We start from the raw sequence: 16,106 nt of genomic DNA, 5'->3' as shown, positions 1-16,106 counted from the left end.
ACGCATCCTAGAGCCCGCGCTTGACGAAAGTGACTACACCTTCTCAGGCACCGGATTGCGGAAGCTCACGTTGAGCAGGTTCCAGGCATTGATGACCGCGATGGTGAAGCCGAGTTCGACGATCTCCACGTCGGTGAAGTGCGCCTTCAGGCGCGCGAATTCCTCGTCGCTCGCGTCGCTGTGCGGCGTGGCGTTGACGAGCTCCGCCCAGCGCAGTGCGGCGCGCTCGCGTTCGCTGAAGAAGGGCGCCTCGCGCCAGCCGGCCAGGGCATTGAGATGGCGCGGATCGATCTCCTGCCGGATCAGGTCGCGCCAGTGCATGTCGATGCAGTAGCCGCAGCCGTTGATCTGCGAGAGCCGCAGCAGCACGAGGTCGACGAGACGGCTGCCGAGCGCGCCCTTGTGGACGGCGGCAGAGGCGTCGAGCAGCCCCTGGAAAGCCTTGGGCGCGAGTTGATGGTAGGGAAGACGGGCGGTGTGAGCCATGAAAAGGTCCTTGGTTGCATCAGGACGGCCGCCCCATGCGGCCTTCCATGCATTCAAGACGCAGGAAGGCCTGCGTTTGTGACAGCGGTGGGAGTACGCTGTTGCGGGCGCGGCCCGATCCGCCGACCATCGCCTTCAATTCCATTCACCGAGGAACAAGCCATGAGCCAGAAGATGCGCATCGAACACGACCTGCTGGGTGATCGCGAGGTGCCCGACGAGGTCTACTACGGCGTCCATACGCTGCGCGCCAAGGAGAACTTCCAGATCTCGGGCACGACCATCTCGGCCTACCCGGAGCTGGTGGTCGCGCTCGCCTCGGTCAAGCAGGCGGCCGCCGAAGCCAACACCGAGCTGGGCCTCCTGCCCGCCGAGCTGCGCGACGCGATCGTCGCGGCCTGCAAGGAAATCCGCGGCGGCGCGCTGCACGAGCAGTTCGTGGTCGACGTGATCCAGGGCGGCGCCGGCACTTCGACCAACATGAACGCCAACGAGGTGGTCTGCAACCGCGCGCTCGAGATCATGGGCCACCGCAGGGGCGAGTACCAGTACCTGCATCCCAACGAGCACGTCAACATGGCGCAGAGCACCAACGACGTCTATCCGACCGCGATCCGCATCGCCACCTGCTTCGCGATCGAAGAGCTGCTCGCGGCCATGGAGCATCTGCGCGAAGCCTTCGACGCCAAGGCCAAGGAGTTCGCGCACCTGCTGAAGATCGGCCGCACCCAGCTGCAGGACGCGGTGCCGATGACGCTCGGCCAGGAGTTCTCGACCTATGCGGTGATGGTCGAGGAAGACATCGCGCGCCTGACCGAGGCCTCGGCCTTGATCCGCGAAGTCAACCTCGGTGCCACGGCCATCGGCACCGGCATCACCGCGCATCCCGAGTACGCGGGCAAGGCGCTGGCCGCGCTGCGCGGCATCACCGGCCTCGACCTCTCCACCGCACCCAATCTGATCGAGGCGACCCAGGACTGCGGCGCCTTCGTGCAGCTGTCGGGCGTGTTGAAGCGCATCGCGGTCAAGCTGTCGAAGACCTGCAACGACCTGCGGCTGCTCTCCAGCGGCCCGCGCTCGGGCTTCGGCGAAATCAACCTGCCGCCGATGCAGGCCGGCTCGTCGATCATGCCGGGCAAGGTCAACCCGGTGATTCCGGAGGTCGTCAACCAGGTCGCCTTCGAGGTGTTCGGCAACGACCTGACCGTGACCTTCGCGGCCGAGGCCGGGCAGCTGCAGCTGAACGCTTTCGAGCCGATCATCGCGAGCGCGCTGTTCCGCAGCTTCAAGCACCTGACCAACGGCTGCATGACGTTGGCCGACCTCTGCGTGAAGGGCATCACCGCCAACCCGGACCGGCTGCGCGAGAGCATCGAGCGCTCGATCTCGCTGGTGACCGCGCTGAATCCGATCATCGGCTACAAGGAGGCGACCGAGGTCGCGGCCGAGGCCTTCGCCAACGGCACCAACGTGCGCGAGGTGGTGCTGCGCCGCAAGCTGATGACCGAGGCCGAGCTCGAAGACGCGCTGCGCCACGAGGTGCTGACGCAGCCGCGCGCCTACGAGAAGGCGCAGAAGGCCGGCTGAAGCGGCTTTCTGCGCGCGCGCCTCACGGCATCAGGCCGATGATCTTCTTGATTTCCGAGGCCGAGTAGGCGCGCAGCGTTTGCGAACGCACATTGCCGAGCGAGCCGACGCTGAGCAGCGTGGCCATCGCCGCTTCGTCGCTGCCTTCGGTCGTGACCACCAGGTCGTAGCTGCCGGAGGTCCAGTGGATGCTCTTGACGCTCAGGCCCAGCTTGCCTGCCAGGGCCGTGAACGCCTCGGCGCGGTTCGGCGACTCCTTGACATTGCGGATGCCCTGGTCCGTGAAGTTGATGAGCGAGATGTAGGTGGCCATGGCGCTTTCCCTCGTTACAGGTGGAGGCCTGGCCGCCGCGGCCGCGGCACAAAGCCCTGGAGGGGATGACATCGAGCCGCGATCCCCGGAGACGGATCGCTGAAACTCAATATAGGCGGCGTGCCCGCCGAAGTCCATTCAGCAACCGTTCATCGCCGAGCAGCATGGAGGAGCTCCCCGAGCTCGCGCCGGATCGCATCCGCGCTGTCGGGCCGCACCAGGCGCGCCAGTTCCTTGCCGTCGCGCATGAAGATCAGCGTCGGCCACAGCTTGATGCCGAAGGAGCGGCCCAGTGGCCGGCCGCTGGCGTCCTCGATCTTGAGGTGGCGCAGCGGCGGCACCTCGGCCAGCGCCTTGGCGAGCAGCGGCTGCGCCATCTTGCAGATGCCGCACCACGGTGCGCCGAATTCGATGAGCGTGGGGCCGGAGAGACTGTCGACTTCGCTGCGGGAGGGCTCGACCGGGGCGTAGGAATCGTTCATCGTGCGGATTTTGCGTCGGCCCGCAATTTATTGCCGGCGGCGCGCCAGCTTGCGGTACACCGTGGCACGGCTGATGCCGAGTGCGCGCGCCGCCTCGGCCACGTTGCCGCGCGCGTCGTCCACCGCGCGGCGGATCAGTGCCGTCTCGACGTCGCGCAGCCGCGGGCGCTCCTGGCTTGCGCCACGCGGCGCGCGGTCGGCGAGCTGCGGCCGGGCCTGCACGCGGAGGCCGGACCACAGCGGCACGTCCAGCGCGGCGTCACCGCGGCGTGCCGCATCGAAGAGCATCTGCGGCGGCAGCGCGAACAGATCGTTGCAGTGCAGCGTCGGATCGGTGCCGAGCGGTTGGTGGAGCATCTGGCGTGCCGCGGTATTGGCGCCGGTCACGCGGCCGTCGGCGTCGATGCACAGCAAGCCCTCGGTGCCCGGCCCTGCGGCATAGCCAGGCCAATCGATGCGCAGCAGCAACTCGCAAGGATGGTTCTGCATCAGCGCGTCCTCGATGCTGCGCGCCGAGAGCGCGGCCAGGTGCCTCAGCTCGGGGCGTTCGACCACTTGCACGCCGGTCAGGTCCAGCATGCCGACGCATTCGCCCCGCGGGCCGAAGAGCGGCGCACCGGCACAGCTGTAGACGCTGGTGTCGTCGAAGAAATGTTCGCCGCGGTGCAGCCATACCGATTCGTGTTCGGCCAGCGCGGCACCGATGGCCGTGGTGCCCACCGCGCGCTCCGACAGGTCGACGCCGATGCGCGCGATGTCACGCGCGTGCCTGGCTGTGGCATCGCTGCCGCCGGGCAGGGCGCCCACATCGACCACGATGCCATCGGCATCGGTCAGGATCGCGAAATAGCGCGTGTCGGCGATGGCGCGCGACAGCTTGTCGAGCACCGGCCGCGCGGCCGAGACCAGGGCCCGGTTGCACTCCGCGGCATGGCGGGCCGCCGGCGCCGAGACTGGATCGAAGCAGACGCGCTGCTGCGGCTGGTGGCCGGCGGCGAGGCAGCGCTGCCAGGAGCGCGCGAGCCAGGGCTCGATGCGCGCGCCCTGCGGACCCGCGTCATCGCCATCGAGCCATTCGCGCCGCGCCTGCGCGATGGAGAGGGAGCGCTCGGTCGGCGGCGTGGCGTGGGGGGCGGTCATCGTGTTTCATTTTGAGAATTTCAAGCGCGCGCTGCAAGCGCCTAGGGTTTTGCCTAGGATGGTGCCCCTGTCCGGCGTCCAAGATTCCAGTTGCCGATCCTAGCCATCTCACCCACAACGGAGACAGCCACATGCAGGTTCCATTCACGGTCAACGGCCGCGCGGTCACGGTCGACGCACCCCCCAACACCTTTCTCGTGCAGGCGCTGCGCGAGCATCTCCACCTGACCGGAACGCATGTGGGCTGCGACACCGCGCAGTGCGGTGCCTGCACCGTCCAGGTCAACGGCCGCGCGGTCAAGTCGTGCAACGTGCTGGTGGCGCAGGTGACCGGCGCGAAGATCACGACCATCGAAGGCATCGCCCAGCCCGACGGCACCATGCATCCGATGCAGGCGGCCTTCAAGGAGTGCCACGGCCTGCAATGCGGCTTCTGCACGCCGGGCATGGTGATGAGCGCGATCGACCTGTGCACGCACCATCCCAAGGCGAGCGAAACCGAAATCCGCGAACTGCTCGACGGCAACATGTGCCGCTGCACGGGCTACCAGAACATCGTCAAGGCCGTGCAGATGGGCGGCGAGGCCATGGCCGCCGCACCGGCCAAAGCCGCTGCCACCGCATAAGGAGCACCATCATGGGCGCACCCGATTTCGCCAGCCTGCCGCACATCGGCGAGGCACTCAAGCGCAAGGAAGACTACCGCTTCCTGACCGGCGCCGGCCAGTACACCGACGACGTGACGATGGCCAACCAGAGCCACGCCATCTTCCTGCGTTCGCCGCATGCGCACGCCAACATCAAGTCGATCGACACCGCCGCCGCCGAGAAGATGCCCGGCGTGGTCGGCATCTTCAGCGGCAAGGACATCGACGGCAAGATGGGCGGGCTGCCCTGCGGCTGGCTCATCAACAACCCCGACGGCACGCCGATGAAGGAGCCGCCGCATCCGATCCTCGCGATCGGAAAGGTGCGCTATGTCGGCGACCACGTCGCGATGGTGGTGGCCGAGACGGTGGAGCAGGCGAAGAATGCGGCCGAAGCGATCGTGGTCGACTACGAGGAACTGCCCGCGCTGGTGAGCGTGGCCGATGCCGCGAAGAAGGCAGGCGGCGTCACGCTCCACGAGGCCGCGCCGGACAACCAATGCTACAAGTGGGCGCTGGGCGACAAGGCGGCGGTCGACGCGGCCTTCGCCAAGGCGGCGCATGTCACGAAGCTCGACCTGGTCAACAACCGGCTGGTGCCGAACCCGATGGAGCCGCGCGTCGCGATCGGCAGCTACAGCCGCGCGACCGAGGAATACACGCTCTACGTCGCCAACCAGAATCCGCACGTCGAACGCCTGTTGATGACGGCCTTCGTGCTCGGCCTGCCCGAGCACAAGGTGCGCGTGATCGCACCCGACGTGGGCGGCGGCTTCGGCTCCAAGATCTTCCTCTATGCCGAGGACGTGGCGCTGACCTGGGCCGCCAAGCAGCTCAATCGCAGCATCAAGTGGACCGGCGATCGTTCCGAGTGCTTCCTGTCCGACGCGCACGGCCGCGACCATGTGAGCCATGCCGAGATGGCGATGGACAAGGATGGCAAGTTCCTTGCGCTGCGCGTGCACACCGACGCCAACCTGGGCGCCTATCTGTCGACCTTCTCGACCGCGGTGCCGACCATCTTGTACGCCACGCTGCTCGCGGGCCAGTACACGACGCCGCAGATCTACGTCGAGGTCGATGCCTGGTTCACCAACACCGCGCCGGTCGATGCCTACCGCGGCGCGGGGCGGCCCGAGGCCACCTACCTGCTGGAGCGCCTGGTTTCGCGCTGCGCCTGGGAAATGAACCTGGGCCAGGACGAGATCCGCAAGCGCAACTTCATCACCGCCTTCCCGTATCAGACGCCGGTGGCGCTGCAGTACGACACGGGCGACTTCCACGCCTCGATGGACAAGGCCAAGGAACTGGCCGAGGTGGCCAGCTTCGCAGAGCGCAAGGCGGCGACCGAAGCCAAGGGCAAGCTGCGCGGCATCGGCTACTCGAGCTACATCGAGGCCTGCGGCATCGCGCCCTCGAACATCGCGGGTGCGCTCGGCGCGCGCGCCGGCCTGTTCGAGTGCGGCGAGATCCGCGTGCATCCGACCGGCAGCGTGACCGTGTTCACCGGCTCGCACAGCCATGGCCAGGGTCACGAGACCACCTTCGCGCAGGTGGTGGCCGCGCGCCTGGGCATTCCGGTCGAGTCCGTCGACGTGGTGCACGGCGACACCGGCCGCGTGCCCTTCGGCATGGGCACCTACGGCTCGCGCTCGATCTCGGTCGGCGGTGCGGCGATCATGAAGGCGCTCGACAAGATCGAGACCAAGGCCAAGAAGATCGCGGCCCACCTGATGGAGGCGAGCGACGCTGACGTCGAGTTCAGCAACGGCGAGTTCACCGTCAAGGGCACCGACAAGAAGATCCCCTTCGGGCAGGTCGCGCTCACCGCCTACGTGCCGCACAACTACCCGCTCGACAAGCTGGAGCCCGGGCTCAACGAAACCGCGTTCTACGACCCGACCAACTTCACCTTCCCGGGCGGCACCTACATCTGCGAGGTCGAGATCGACAAGGGCACCGGCGAAGTGAAGATCGACCGCTTCACCGCGGTCGACGACTTCGGCACCATCATCAACCCGATGATCGTCGAAGGCCAGGTGCACGGCGGGATCGTGCAGGGCCTCGGCCAGGCGCTGATGGAGAACTGCGTGTACGACAAGGAGAGCGGCCAGCTGCTCACCGGCAGCTTCATGGACTACGCAATGCCGCGCGCCGACGACTTCCCGACCTTCAAGGTGGCCACCACCTGCACCCCCTGCACGCACAACCCGCTGGGCACCAAGGGGTGCGGCGAGGCGGGCGCCATCGGCTCGCCGCCGGCGCTGATCAACGCGGTGCTGGATGCGCTGGCGCCGCTGGGCGTCAAGGACCTCGACATGCCGGCCTCGCCCCACCGCGTGTGGGAAGCGATGCAGGCCGTGGCCAAGTAGAACCAAACGAGAAGGAAATCGCCATGTACGCCTTCACCCTCGAACGTCCCGCCACCGTCGCCGATGCGGCCAAGCTGGCTGCCGCCGGCGGCAAGGTCCTCGCCGGCGGCCAGACGCTGCTGGCTTCGATGAAGCTGCGCCTCTCGGCGCCCGAGCAGCTGGTCGACCTCGGCGGCATCAAGGAGCTCGCCGGCATCAAGAAGGACGGCAATGCCTTCGTGATCGGCGCGATGACGCGCCACCTCGACGTCGGCGCCAACGCCGAGATCAAGGCGGGCTTCCCCGCGCTGGCCTGGCTGGCCGACCACATCGGCGACCGGCAGGTGCGTGCCATGGGCACCATCGGCGGCTCGGTGGCCAACAACGATCCGGCGGCCTGCTACCCGAGCGCGGTGCTGGCCTCGGGCGCGACCATCGTCACCGACAAGCGCGAGATCGCGGCCGACGATTTCTTCCTCGGCCTCTTCACCACCGCGCTGGAGGAGGGCGAGCTGATCACCGCGATCCGCTTCCCGATCCCGAAGCGGGCTGCCTACGAGAAGCTGCGCCAGAAGGCCTCGAACTTCCCGCTGGTCGGCGTGTTCGTCACGCAAGGCGACAGCGGCGTGCGCGTCGCGGTTACCGGTGCCGGCAATGGCGTGTTCCGGCACAAGGGGCTGGAAGATGCGCTCGCGAAGAGCTTCACCCCCGAGGCCGCGGCCGGCGTGAAGATCGACGCCAGCGATCTCAACAGCGACCTGCATGCCTCGGCGGCCTACCGCGCCAACCTGATCAACGTACTCACACAGCGCGCTGTGAAAAAGGCGCTGGGCTAAGCTGGCGAGATGACCGACACCACGCCTGCCGCGACCTCCCCGTTCAACACCATCGACGCGGTCGTGCAGGCGCTGGAAGGCGCCGCCTACTACGCCGACCGGCGGCTCGCGACGGCGGTGTTTCTCGCGCTCAAGCTCCAGCGTCCGCTGCTGCTGGAGGGCGAACCCGGCGTCGGCAAGACCGAGCTGGCCAAGGCGCTGGCGACCGCGCTCGCGCGCGAGTTGCTGCGCTTGCAGTGCTACGACGGCCTGGAGCAGCGCGAGGCGCTCTACGAATGGAACTATGCGGCGCAGCTGCTGCACATGCGCGCGGCCGAGGCGCACGGGGCGTCGAGCGACGTCGAATCGGAGGTCTACCAGCCGCGCTACCTGATCCGCCGGCCGCTCTTGCAGGCCCTGCAGGCGCCGGCGCCCGGTGCCGTGCTGCTGATCGACGAGGTCGATCGCGCCGACGAGCCCTTCGAGGCGTTCTTGCTCGAGTACCTGGGCGAATACCAGGTCAGCATTCCCGAGCTGGGCACGGTGCAGGCGCTGGTGCCGCCGGTCACCATCCTGACCAGCAATCGCACGCGCGAACTCAACGATGCCGTCAAGCGGCGCTGCCTCTACCACTGGCTGGACTACCCGGAGCGCGATCGCGAGCTGGCCATCGTGCGTGCGCAGGTGCCGAAGGCGAGCGCCGTTCTTTCCGAGCAGGTCGCAGCCTTCGTCGGGCGCTTGCGTAGCGCGCCCTTTGCAAGCGCCTTCCAGCGCGCACCGGGCATTGCGGAAAGCGTCGAATGGGCAAGGGCGCTGATCGCGCTCGACACCGTCGAGCTCGACCCCGAGATCGTGGTCGATACCGCGGGCATTCTCTTCAAGCAGCGCGACGATGTGGCGGCGCTGACGCACGAGCTGGCCTCCGACCTGCTGAAGCCCAGCGAAGAAGCGCAGGCATGAACGCTCGCCGGTTTGTTCCAGGAACACCGCGGAACCGGCTTTGCCGGGCCGCTGGTGTTGCCCCCTGCAAGGGGGTTGGCGAAGCGACACGAAGTGCGCGAAGCCTGGGGGTGGGCTGATGATTCCGCAACTCGGCGACGCGCGGCGCGGCAAGCTGGCCGGCAACATGATGGGCTTCGGCCGGGCGCTGCGCCGTGCCGGCGTGCGGACCGATTCGGCACGCATCGCGCTCGCTGCCGAAGCCGCCGCGCTGGTCGGGGTCGACAGCCGGCTCGACCTGGCGGCCGCGATGGAAGCCGTGATGATCAGCCGCGAACAGGATCGCCTGGTGTTCCGAGAACTCTTCGATGCCTGGTTCCGCGATCCCGAGCTTGCCAACAAGCTGCTCGCGCAGATGCTGCCGAGCGCCGAAGGCAAGGCCGAGCCCTCGAAGCGCCGGCCACGCGTGCGCGAGGCACTTGCGGCGCCGCGCGATGCGGTGAAGCCCGCGCAGACCGAGCGCGAGGTCGACTTCGATGCCGCGATGACGGCAAGCGATCGCCAGCGGGTGCACCACGCCGACTTCAACGCGCTGGGCGCCGCCGAGTACCGCCTGGTGGAGCGACTGGCCCGCGACATCGCGCTGCCGGTGCCGGCGCTGCCCTCGCGCCGCCTGCGCGTGACCGGCGATGCGGGCGCGCATTCGCGCATGCACTGGCCCGGCGTCTGGCACGAGGCCGGGCGCACCGGCGGCGAGATGCTGCTTCTGCCGCGGCTCTCGCGGCAGAAGCAGCCGCTGCCCTTGCTGGTGCTGGTCGACGTCTCCGGATCGATGGAGCGTTATGCGCGCCTGCTGCTGGCCTTTCTGCATGCGTCGACGCGGCGCGCCGGCCGGCGCGACGTGTTCGCCTTCGGCACCCAGTTGACCGACCTGACCCCGGCCTTCCGGCTGGCCGACACCGATCTGATGCTGGCCGCAGCCAGCGAGGCCATCGCCGATTTCGCCGGCGGCACGCGTTTCGGCGCCTCGCTCGGCGAACTGCGCGAGCGCCATGCGCGTCGCCTGACCGGCCGCCGCACGCTGGTGCTGGTGATCAGCGACGGCCTGGACACCGGCGAACCCGAAACCCTGGAGCGCGAACTGCTGTGGCTCAAGCGCCATTCGCGGCGGGTGCTGTGGCTCAACCCGCTGCTGCGCTACGAGGGCTATGCGCCGCTCGCGCGCGGGGCGGCCGTTCTGCACCGCCATGCAGACGCGATGCTCGCGGTCCACAATCTCCTGGCACTCGAACAACTGGCCGCGAGTCTCGCGGCCCTGATGCGGTCCGGCCGCTAGAAGGAACCTCACGATGGAAATGCTCGGCAACCGCCGGCTCGGCATCACGCAGCAGCAAGCCTGGGAGGCGCTCAACGATCCCGAGACGCTGAAGAAATGCATCCCCGGCTGCGACAAGTTCGAGGCCGTAGGCGACAACCAGTACGCGGTGGCGCTGGCCGTCAAGATCGGCCCGGTGTCGGCCAAGTTCAATGGCAAGGTCGCGCTGGCCGACATCTCGCCGCCGGACAGCTACAAGCTGTCCTTCGAAGGGCAGGGCGGCGTTGCCGGATTCGCCAAGGGTTCGTCGAGCGTGACGCTCAAGCCGGTCGCCGATGCGAGCCCCGGCTGCGAGCTCGACTACACGGTGCAGGCGCAGGTGGGCGGCAAGATCGCGCAGTTGGGGCAGCGCTTGATCGACGGCGCCGCCAAGTCGACGGCCGACGATTTCTTCAAGCGCTTCGAGGTCGAGATGCAAAGCCGCTACGGCCCGCCGCCGGCCGCGGTGGCCGAGAGCGCCGAGGCGCCCGCTGCCGCCGAGCCGTCCGAGAAGACCGGCGCGATGGCGGGCTTCATGCGCAAGATCGGCATCGGCAGGAAGTCCGACAAATCGGCGAGCGATACGGAAGAGCCGGCCGACTAGGAAGACGAACATCATGGAGAACCTCGACGTCATGGTTCTGCGCACGCTGCGCGACTGGCGGCTCGCGGGCCGCCGCGCGCTGCTCACGACGGTGGTGCGCACCTGGGGATCTTCGCCGCGGCCGATCGGCTCGATCATGGCGCTGGCGGAAGACGGCGCCGTGATCGGCTCGGTCTCGGGCGGCTGCATCGAAGACGACCTGATCGCGCGCTACAGCCGTGCCCACGGCGCGCCGGGCGAGATGCCTTCGGGCGCGCCGGCGCTGGTCAAGTACGGCATCACGGCGGATGAGGCGCACCGCTTCGGCCTGCCCTGCGGCGGCACGCTGGAACTGCTGCTCGAATACGACCCGGACGCCGCCTCGCTCGAGACGCTGGTGGCCGCGCTCGAAAAAGGGCGGCTGATGCAGCGCACCGTGTCGCTGGCCGATGGCACCGTCAGCGTGGCCGAGGCGAGCGCGCCGGCCGAGCTCTCGATCAGCGACACCGAGCTGGTCAACACCTTCGGGCCCGAATACCGCATGCTCCTGATCGGCGCCGGCCAGCTGGCCGAGTACCTGTCGACGATGGCGAAGTTCAGCGGTTTCGCGGTGACGCTGTGCGATCCGCGCACCGAGTACCGCACCGCCTGGGCCGTGCCGGGCGTGACGCTCAGCACCGAGATGCCCGACGACGCGGTGAGCGCCTTCAAGCCCGACCGCCGCAGCTGCGTGGTCGCGCTCACGCACGACCCGAAGCTCGACGACCTGGCCCTGCTCGAGGCCCTGCAAAGCGAAGCCTTCTACGTCGGCGCGATCGGCTCGCGCCGCAATGCCCAGGCGCGGCGCGAACGCATGATCGAGCACTTCGAGCAGACCGAGGCATCGCTTTCGCGCCTGCGCGGCCCGATTGGCATCTACATCGGCAGCAAGACGCCGCCCGAGATCGCGGTGAGCGTGATGGCCGAGATCCTGGCGGTGAAGAACGGCGTCAGGCTGCCGCGCGAGACCGAGGTCGCGCATGCCAAGGAGGCCGCGGGCGCCGGCAAGTAGCAGCGGGTGAGCCGCCGTCAGTGCCTGCGCAGGCCGGCGAGGAAGGTGGTGCTGCGGCCGAAGGCGCGCTGCATCTCCTTGGATTCGCGGGCTTCCTTGCGGGCCCTGGAGAAGATGAAACTCGCAGCCGCCAGTGCGAAGCACGCGCCGATCGCGATCAGCAATCCGACGAAGGATCCCAGCCACCAGGCGAGGCCGAGGATCACGATGCTGGCGAGAAGAAGAATGGCGCGCATGGGAGAGAGGCTAGCAGAGCCCTGGCCGAACAGGGTATGAACTATTGCTCGGAAGCTGCGGGCGCGCCAGCTTTCATTCTGCGCTGCCCAACGGTGCGTCGGCAGTCGCGTCGAATGCGGCGATCAGCACCGGCGTCAGGTCATGCATACCTGCGGTTGAGGGCCGCATCGGCAGCAGACCCGGCGTGAAGCCGAGGGCTTCGAAGCGTTTGAGCAGTTGCGTGTCCGTGCTGATGATGTGGACCGGTACGTCCCACGAAGCGCCCGCGCCGCTCACGCCCGCCATCGGCTGGTGGTCGCCGATCACGATGGTGAGCAGCTGCCGCGGCGCGCGACCCGAGAGGTAGTCGCCCAGCCAGTGGAAGGTGTAGGCCAGCGATTCGAGGTACGCGGGCACGGGCTGCAGCCACGAACCCGGTTGCGCGACGGCCTGTGCGACTTCCGCCGGCGTGTAGGCGTCGGCGCGCAGCAGCCGCTGCCAGTCCGGCACGTAGGGCGCGATCGGGCGGAAGGGTGCATGGCTCGTCAGGGTCGGAAAGACGATGAAGCGCGGCGCGCGTTCCTCGCGCGGCTCGGCCAGTTCCTGCGCGTGCAGCAGCGCCATCGAGGCCTGGTCGGGAACGCGCCAGTAGCCGAAGGGCGGCCCGCGATAGCCGATGCGGTCGGCGTCGGCATAGCGGTCGAAGCCGTAGAAGCTGCCTTCGGGCCAGGGCTTCTGCAGGCCCGGCATCCAGTTCACGGTGCGCCAGCCATGGGCCTTGAAATGGCGCACCAGCGTCGAACGATCAGTGGTCAGCAGCAGTTCGTAGGCGCCGGGGTCCTGCATGTCGACGCCGCTGAGCAGCGCCGCATGGGCCAGCCAGGAGGCGCCGCCGAAAGTGGGGGAGCGCACGCGCGCCGAGACCGCCTGCCGGCCGCCGGCCGCGAGCGCCTGCATCAGCTGCGCGCGCGCCGGCGCGAGCGCGGCGGCCTGCTGCGGGTCGTCCAGCGCGGTGACGCCGTAGGACTCGGCAAAGATCAGCAGCACGTCGGCGCCGCGGAGGCCTGCGAGCGAGCTGTGCTCGAAGGCCGGGCTGGGCGAGAGCTGCGAAGCCGCGTGGCCGGGCAGCAGCTGGCCGGCCAGGATTGCGGCCTGCTGCGCAAGAATGGGCGCGACCGGCATCGAGAAGAACCAGCGCGTGTCGCGCCCCCCGATGCCATGCGCGGCAAAGTTCGCGAAGAGCAGAAGGCCGATGAGGCCGATCGCGGGCCGCGGCGTGGGCCAAGCCAGCTCGCGCGCAATCGCACGCCAGCATCGCCATGCCAGGCCGTACAGCAGCACAGGGATGGCCAGCGCGGCGAGCGCTGCCAAGCCGATCTGCCAAGCTGCGAGCTCGCCCATGCGCAGCACGTCCAGCGCGTGCCTGCTGTCCCAGTAGAGGTTGATCTGCCGGCCGAATACGGCCGACACCGTCACGTCGAGGTAGCGAGCGAGGATCCAGAAGGCGGTGACGCTCGCCAGCAAGCGCAGCATGCGTGCGCCCGGCTGCCCGCGCCAGGCGATCCAGGCCGTGAGCATCACCAGAACCATGACGAGTTCGAAGGACACGCGCAGCGCCAGGCGCGGCCACAGCCCCGGCCCGTGGTTCTCCATCGTCAGCAGCGCATTGAGCAGCAGCAGGGGCAGGGCGAAGCGCGGCAGCCACCCGCCCCATGCGGCGGGCCTCATTTGCGCTTGGCCTCGAACTCGATGATGAGCGGCACCTCGTCGCCGACCCAGCCGTTGCCGAGCGCGTAGTTCATGCCGTAGCTGCTGCGCTTGAAGCTGCCGCGCGCCGACACGCCCATCACGTAGCTCTTCTCGATCGGCGAGGGCCCGCTCTTGTTCCAGGTCGCGGCGAGCGTCAGCGGCTGGGAGCGGCCCAGCAGCTCGAGCTGGCCGGCGATCTCGAAGGTGCGATCGCCGGTGCGCTTGGCGCCGGCCGCGGTGAACACCATGCGCGGGAATTCGGAGGTGTTGAGGAAGTCGGCGCTCTTCAGGTGCTGGTCGCGCTTGGCGAAATTGCTGAAGACGCTCTGGGTGTCGACCTCGATGCGCACGTTGCTGAGCGTGGCCGTGGCTTCGTCGAAGCTGTAGCTGCCGCGCGCGGCGCGGAACATGCCCAGCACCTTGGCGTAGCCGATGTGATCGACCAGGAAGGCGACGGTGAGATGCTCGGGATCGAGCTCGTAGCGTGTGGCCTCGGCGCGCGCGGGCAGGGCGTTCGCCATGAAGCATGACACGATCAGGGCGTACGGCAAGCGGGCCGCGAGTGCTTTCATGAGGCAGGCTCCAGTGGGGATGCGCGATGACGGATCAACCACGCGATGTCGATCGCGAAAGACGCGGTGAGCGCGGCCAGGCTCGCGGCCGCGATGGCCCGGCTCCAGGGCAGCGAGATGATCGGACCGAGGCAGACGAGCAGGCTGGTGATCTGCGCCACGCACACCGCCTTGCGCCGCTGGCTCGGCGCGAGCGGCCGCGCCAGCCAGGGCCAGGGCTTCATCGCCAGCACGAAGGCGTAGCGCATCAGGCCCGCGGCAAGGATCCATGAGCCGGCCTTGTCGAAATGAAAGACCAGCAGGCAGAGCGCGAAGGTCAGCAACGCATCGGTCTCCATGTCGAAGCGCGCGCCGAATTCGCTGGCCAGCCCGCTGCGGCGCGCGAGCGGGCCATCGAGGGCATCGAGCAGCGCGGCGGTCGTGCCCACGACGATGGCGCTCCACGCCATCGCTTCGGCATCGGCCAGGGGCTCGCCGATGCCCGCCGCGAGCAATGCGGCGAGCGCCAGGCGCGCCAGCGTCACGCGGTTGGCGGCACCGAAGCGCGCATTCGGCGCATGCGCCGCAAGGCCATGCAGCACCCACGCGAAGGCTGCCGCAAAGACGGCGGCTGCCTTGAGCTTGAACCAGGGACTGAGTTCGCCCAGCACCGTCAGCCCGCCAGCCGCCACGGCGAGCAGCAGGAAGCAGGGCACGGCCTCGCGCCAGGCATCGCGCCGGAGCGCCGCGAGCCGGCCCGCGCTGCGTGCGGGGCCATCGGCAGGAGGATGGGTGAGCATCGTCATAAGATCCGTTGCATGCCAGCATATCTCTCCCGTGTTGCTTCTGCCGAGTCCTGGGCCTGCTGGATCGAAGCCCCGGGCCGGGCCGGCATCCGGCGCGCTGCATTCGATGCGCCCGGTCCCGAGGAGGTGCAGGTTCGTGCGCTGCACAGCGGCATCAGCCGCGGCACCGAGCTGCTGGTGTTCGGCGGCGAGGTGCCTGCCAGCGAATTCGAACGCATGCGCGCGCCCTTCCAGGAAGGCGAATTTCCAGCGCCGGTGAAGTACGGCTATGCGAGTGTCGGCACGGTCGAGCGGGGGCCCGAGGCGCTTCTCGGCCGCGAGGTGTTCTGCCTCTATCCGCACCAGACCCGCTACGTGGTGCCGGCCGATGCCGTGCACCTGCTGCCCGAGGGCCTGCCGCCCGCGCGCGCGGTGCTGGCCGCCAACCTGGAGACCGCAGTCAATGCGCTGTGGGATGCGGCACCGCGCGTCGGCGACAGCATCGCCGTCGTGGGCGCAGGTGTGGTCGGCCTGCTGGTGGCCTGGCTGGCCGGGCGCATGCCCGGTTGCACGGTCGAGGTGATCGACACGAATCCCGCGCGCCGTGCGGTGGCGGAACGGCTGGGCCTCGTCTTTGCGAGTCCGGAGGCTGCGAGTCTCGAGGCCGATCTGGTGCTGCATGCCAGCGGCAGCCCAGCAGGCCTGGCCACGGCGCTGCGGCTGGCCGCCTTCGAGGCCACGGTGCTGGAACTGAGCTGGTACGGGCAGCGCGCGGTGACGCTGCCGTTGGGCGAAGCCTTCCATTCGCGGCGCCTCACGCTCAGGAGTTCGCAGGTCGGCCAGGTGGCCACCGCGCAGCGCGCGCGCTGGAGCCATCGGCGCCGGATGGCGCTGGCGTTGTCGCTGCTGCGCGATCCGGTGCTCGATGCGCTCATCACCGACAGTGCGCCTTTCGCCGAACTGCCGGCGGTGCTCGGCCGGCTCGCCGCGGGCGCGCCGAACACCTTGTGCCACCGCATCGACTATCCCTGACCCCTTCACCCTGGAAAGACTTCGC

The 16,106-nt window shown here is 68.8% G+C and carries 17 protein-coding genes; 9 read left to right on the top strand and 8 right to left on the bottom strand.

All coding sequences use genetic code 11. The features are described from left to right. Positions 1-33: 33 nt before the first annotated feature. The gene (locus tag ACSQ89_RS20050; protein ID WP_093103034.1) at positions 34-486 is read right to left on the bottom strand and encodes a carboxymuconolactone decarboxylase family protein; all 453 of its coding nucleotides are present in this window, start codon (positions 484-486) and stop codon (positions 34-36) included. 162 nt (positions 487-648) lie between these two features. Between ACSQ89_RS20050 and aspA the strand changes: the two genes are divergently transcribed. After that, positions 649-2,073 carry an aspartate ammonia-lyase gene (gene aspA / locus ACSQ89_RS20045; protein WP_093103035.1) on the top strand — a complete coding sequence of 475 codons (1,425 nt, stop codon included), beginning with the start codon at positions 649-651 and terminating at the stop codon, positions 2,071-2,073. A 22-nt stretch (positions 2,074-2,095) separates the two neighbouring features. On the opposite strand, the gene ACSQ89_RS20040 is transcribed toward aspA, so the two are convergent. The 3 genes from ACSQ89_RS20040 to ACSQ89_RS20030 form a co-directional block, all read right to left on the bottom strand. Then, positions 2,096-2,386: a GYD domain-containing protein gene (locus ACSQ89_RS20040; protein ID WP_093103037.1), complete on the bottom strand. Its 291-nt coding sequence runs from the start codon at positions 2,384-2,386 to the stop codon at positions 2,096-2,098. 149 nt (positions 2,387-2,535) lie between these two features. Further along, positions 2,536-2,868 carry a thioredoxin family protein gene (locus tag ACSQ89_RS20035; RefSeq protein WP_093103038.1) on the bottom strand — a complete coding sequence of 111 codons (333 nt, stop codon included), beginning with the start codon at positions 2,866-2,868 and terminating at the stop codon, positions 2,536-2,538. Positions 2,869-2,895: 27 nt separating this feature from the next. Further along, positions 2,896-4,008, bottom strand: a complete 1,113-nt coding sequence (locus tag ACSQ89_RS20030) for a helix-turn-helix domain-containing protein (RefSeq protein WP_436290982.1) — start codon at positions 4,006-4,008, stop codon at positions 2,896-2,898. 131 nt (positions 4,009-4,139) lie between these two features. On the opposite strand from ACSQ89_RS20030, the gene ACSQ89_RS20025 reads away from it, so the two are divergent. From ACSQ89_RS20025 to ACSQ89_RS19995, 7 genes are all read left to right on the top strand, one after another. Then, on the top strand, positions 4,140-4,634 hold the full coding sequence (locus ACSQ89_RS20025; protein ID WP_093103041.1) for a (2Fe-2S)-binding protein: 495 nt from the start codon (positions 4,140-4,142) through the stop codon (positions 4,632-4,634). An 11-nt stretch (positions 4,635-4,645) separates the two neighbouring features. Further along, a complete protein-coding gene (locus ACSQ89_RS20020; RefSeq protein WP_436290983.1) occupies positions 4,646-7,027 on the top strand; it encodes a xanthine dehydrogenase family protein molybdopterin-binding subunit in 2,382 nt (793 codons plus the stop codon). A 23-nt stretch (positions 7,028-7,050) separates the two neighbouring features. Further along, entirely contained in the window at positions 7,051-7,842 is a 792-nt protein-coding gene (locus ACSQ89_RS20015) for an FAD binding domain-containing protein (RefSeq protein WP_093103044.1), read from the top strand. A gap of 9 nt (positions 7,843-7,851) precedes the next feature. Then, entirely contained in the window at positions 7,852-8,781 is a 930-nt protein-coding gene (locus ACSQ89_RS20010; RefSeq protein ID WP_093103046.1) for an AAA family ATPase, read from the top strand. Between the two features lie 118 nt (positions 8,782-8,899). Next, positions 8,900-10,096, top strand: a complete 1,197-nt coding sequence (locus ACSQ89_RS20005) for a vWA domain-containing protein (RefSeq protein WP_093103049.1) — start codon at positions 8,900-8,902, stop codon at positions 10,094-10,096. Positions 10,097-10,109: 13 nt separating this feature from the next. Continuing rightward, positions 10,110-10,718 carry a CoxG family protein gene (locus ACSQ89_RS20000; RefSeq protein ID WP_436290984.1) on the top strand — a complete coding sequence of 203 codons (609 nt, stop codon included), beginning with the start codon at positions 10,110-10,112 and terminating at the stop codon, positions 10,716-10,718. Between the two features lie 13 nt (positions 10,719-10,731). Further along, on the top strand, positions 10,732-11,748 hold the full coding sequence (locus tag ACSQ89_RS19995) for an XdhC family protein (protein ID WP_436290985.1): 1,017 nt from the start codon (positions 10,732-10,734) through the stop codon (positions 11,746-11,748). Between the two features lie 17 nt (positions 11,749-11,765). Here ACSQ89_RS19995 and ACSQ89_RS19990 read toward each other — a convergent pair whose 3' ends face one another. From ACSQ89_RS19990 to ACSQ89_RS19975, 4 genes are all read right to left on the bottom strand, one after another. Beyond that, on the bottom strand, positions 11,766-11,984 hold the full coding sequence (locus tag ACSQ89_RS19990; RefSeq protein WP_093103053.1) for a hypothetical protein: 219 nt from the start codon (positions 11,982-11,984) through the stop codon (positions 11,766-11,768). 73 nt (positions 11,985-12,057) lie between these two features. After that, positions 12,058-13,692 carry a sulfatase-like hydrolase/transferase gene (locus ACSQ89_RS19985; protein WP_436290986.1) on the bottom strand — a complete coding sequence of 545 codons (1,635 nt, stop codon included), beginning with the start codon at positions 13,690-13,692 and terminating at the stop codon, positions 12,058-12,060. Beyond that, positions 13,689-14,285, bottom strand: coding sequence for a YceI family protein (locus ACSQ89_RS19980; RefSeq protein WP_436290987.1), 597 nt, complete (start codon positions 14,283-14,285; stop codon positions 13,689-13,691). The genes ACSQ89_RS19985 and ACSQ89_RS19980 overlap by 4 nt, the downstream gene beginning before the upstream one ends. Beyond that, a complete protein-coding gene (locus ACSQ89_RS19975) occupies positions 14,282-15,064 on the bottom strand; it encodes a CDP-alcohol phosphatidyltransferase family protein (protein WP_436290988.1) in 783 nt (260 codons plus the stop codon). The genes ACSQ89_RS19980 and ACSQ89_RS19975 overlap by 4 nt, the downstream gene beginning before the upstream one ends. An 18-nt stretch (positions 15,065-15,082) precedes the next feature. On the opposite strand from ACSQ89_RS19975, the gene ACSQ89_RS19970 reads away from it, so the two are divergent. Further along, positions 15,083-16,081 carry a zinc-dependent alcohol dehydrogenase gene (locus tag ACSQ89_RS19970; RefSeq protein ID WP_436290989.1) on the top strand — a complete coding sequence of 333 codons (999 nt, stop codon included), beginning with the start codon at positions 15,083-15,085 and terminating at the stop codon, positions 16,079-16,081. Positions 16,082-16,106 lie beyond the last annotated feature (25 nt).

The sequence above is a fragment of the Variovorax sp. LjRoot175 genome (genome assembly GCF_964253805.1).
Lineage (GTDB): Bacteria > Pseudomonadota > Gammaproteobacteria > Burkholderiales > Burkholderiaceae_C > Variovorax.
Note: the sequence above shows the minus strand (reverse complement) of the source record. Positions and strands in the feature narration are given on the sequence as shown.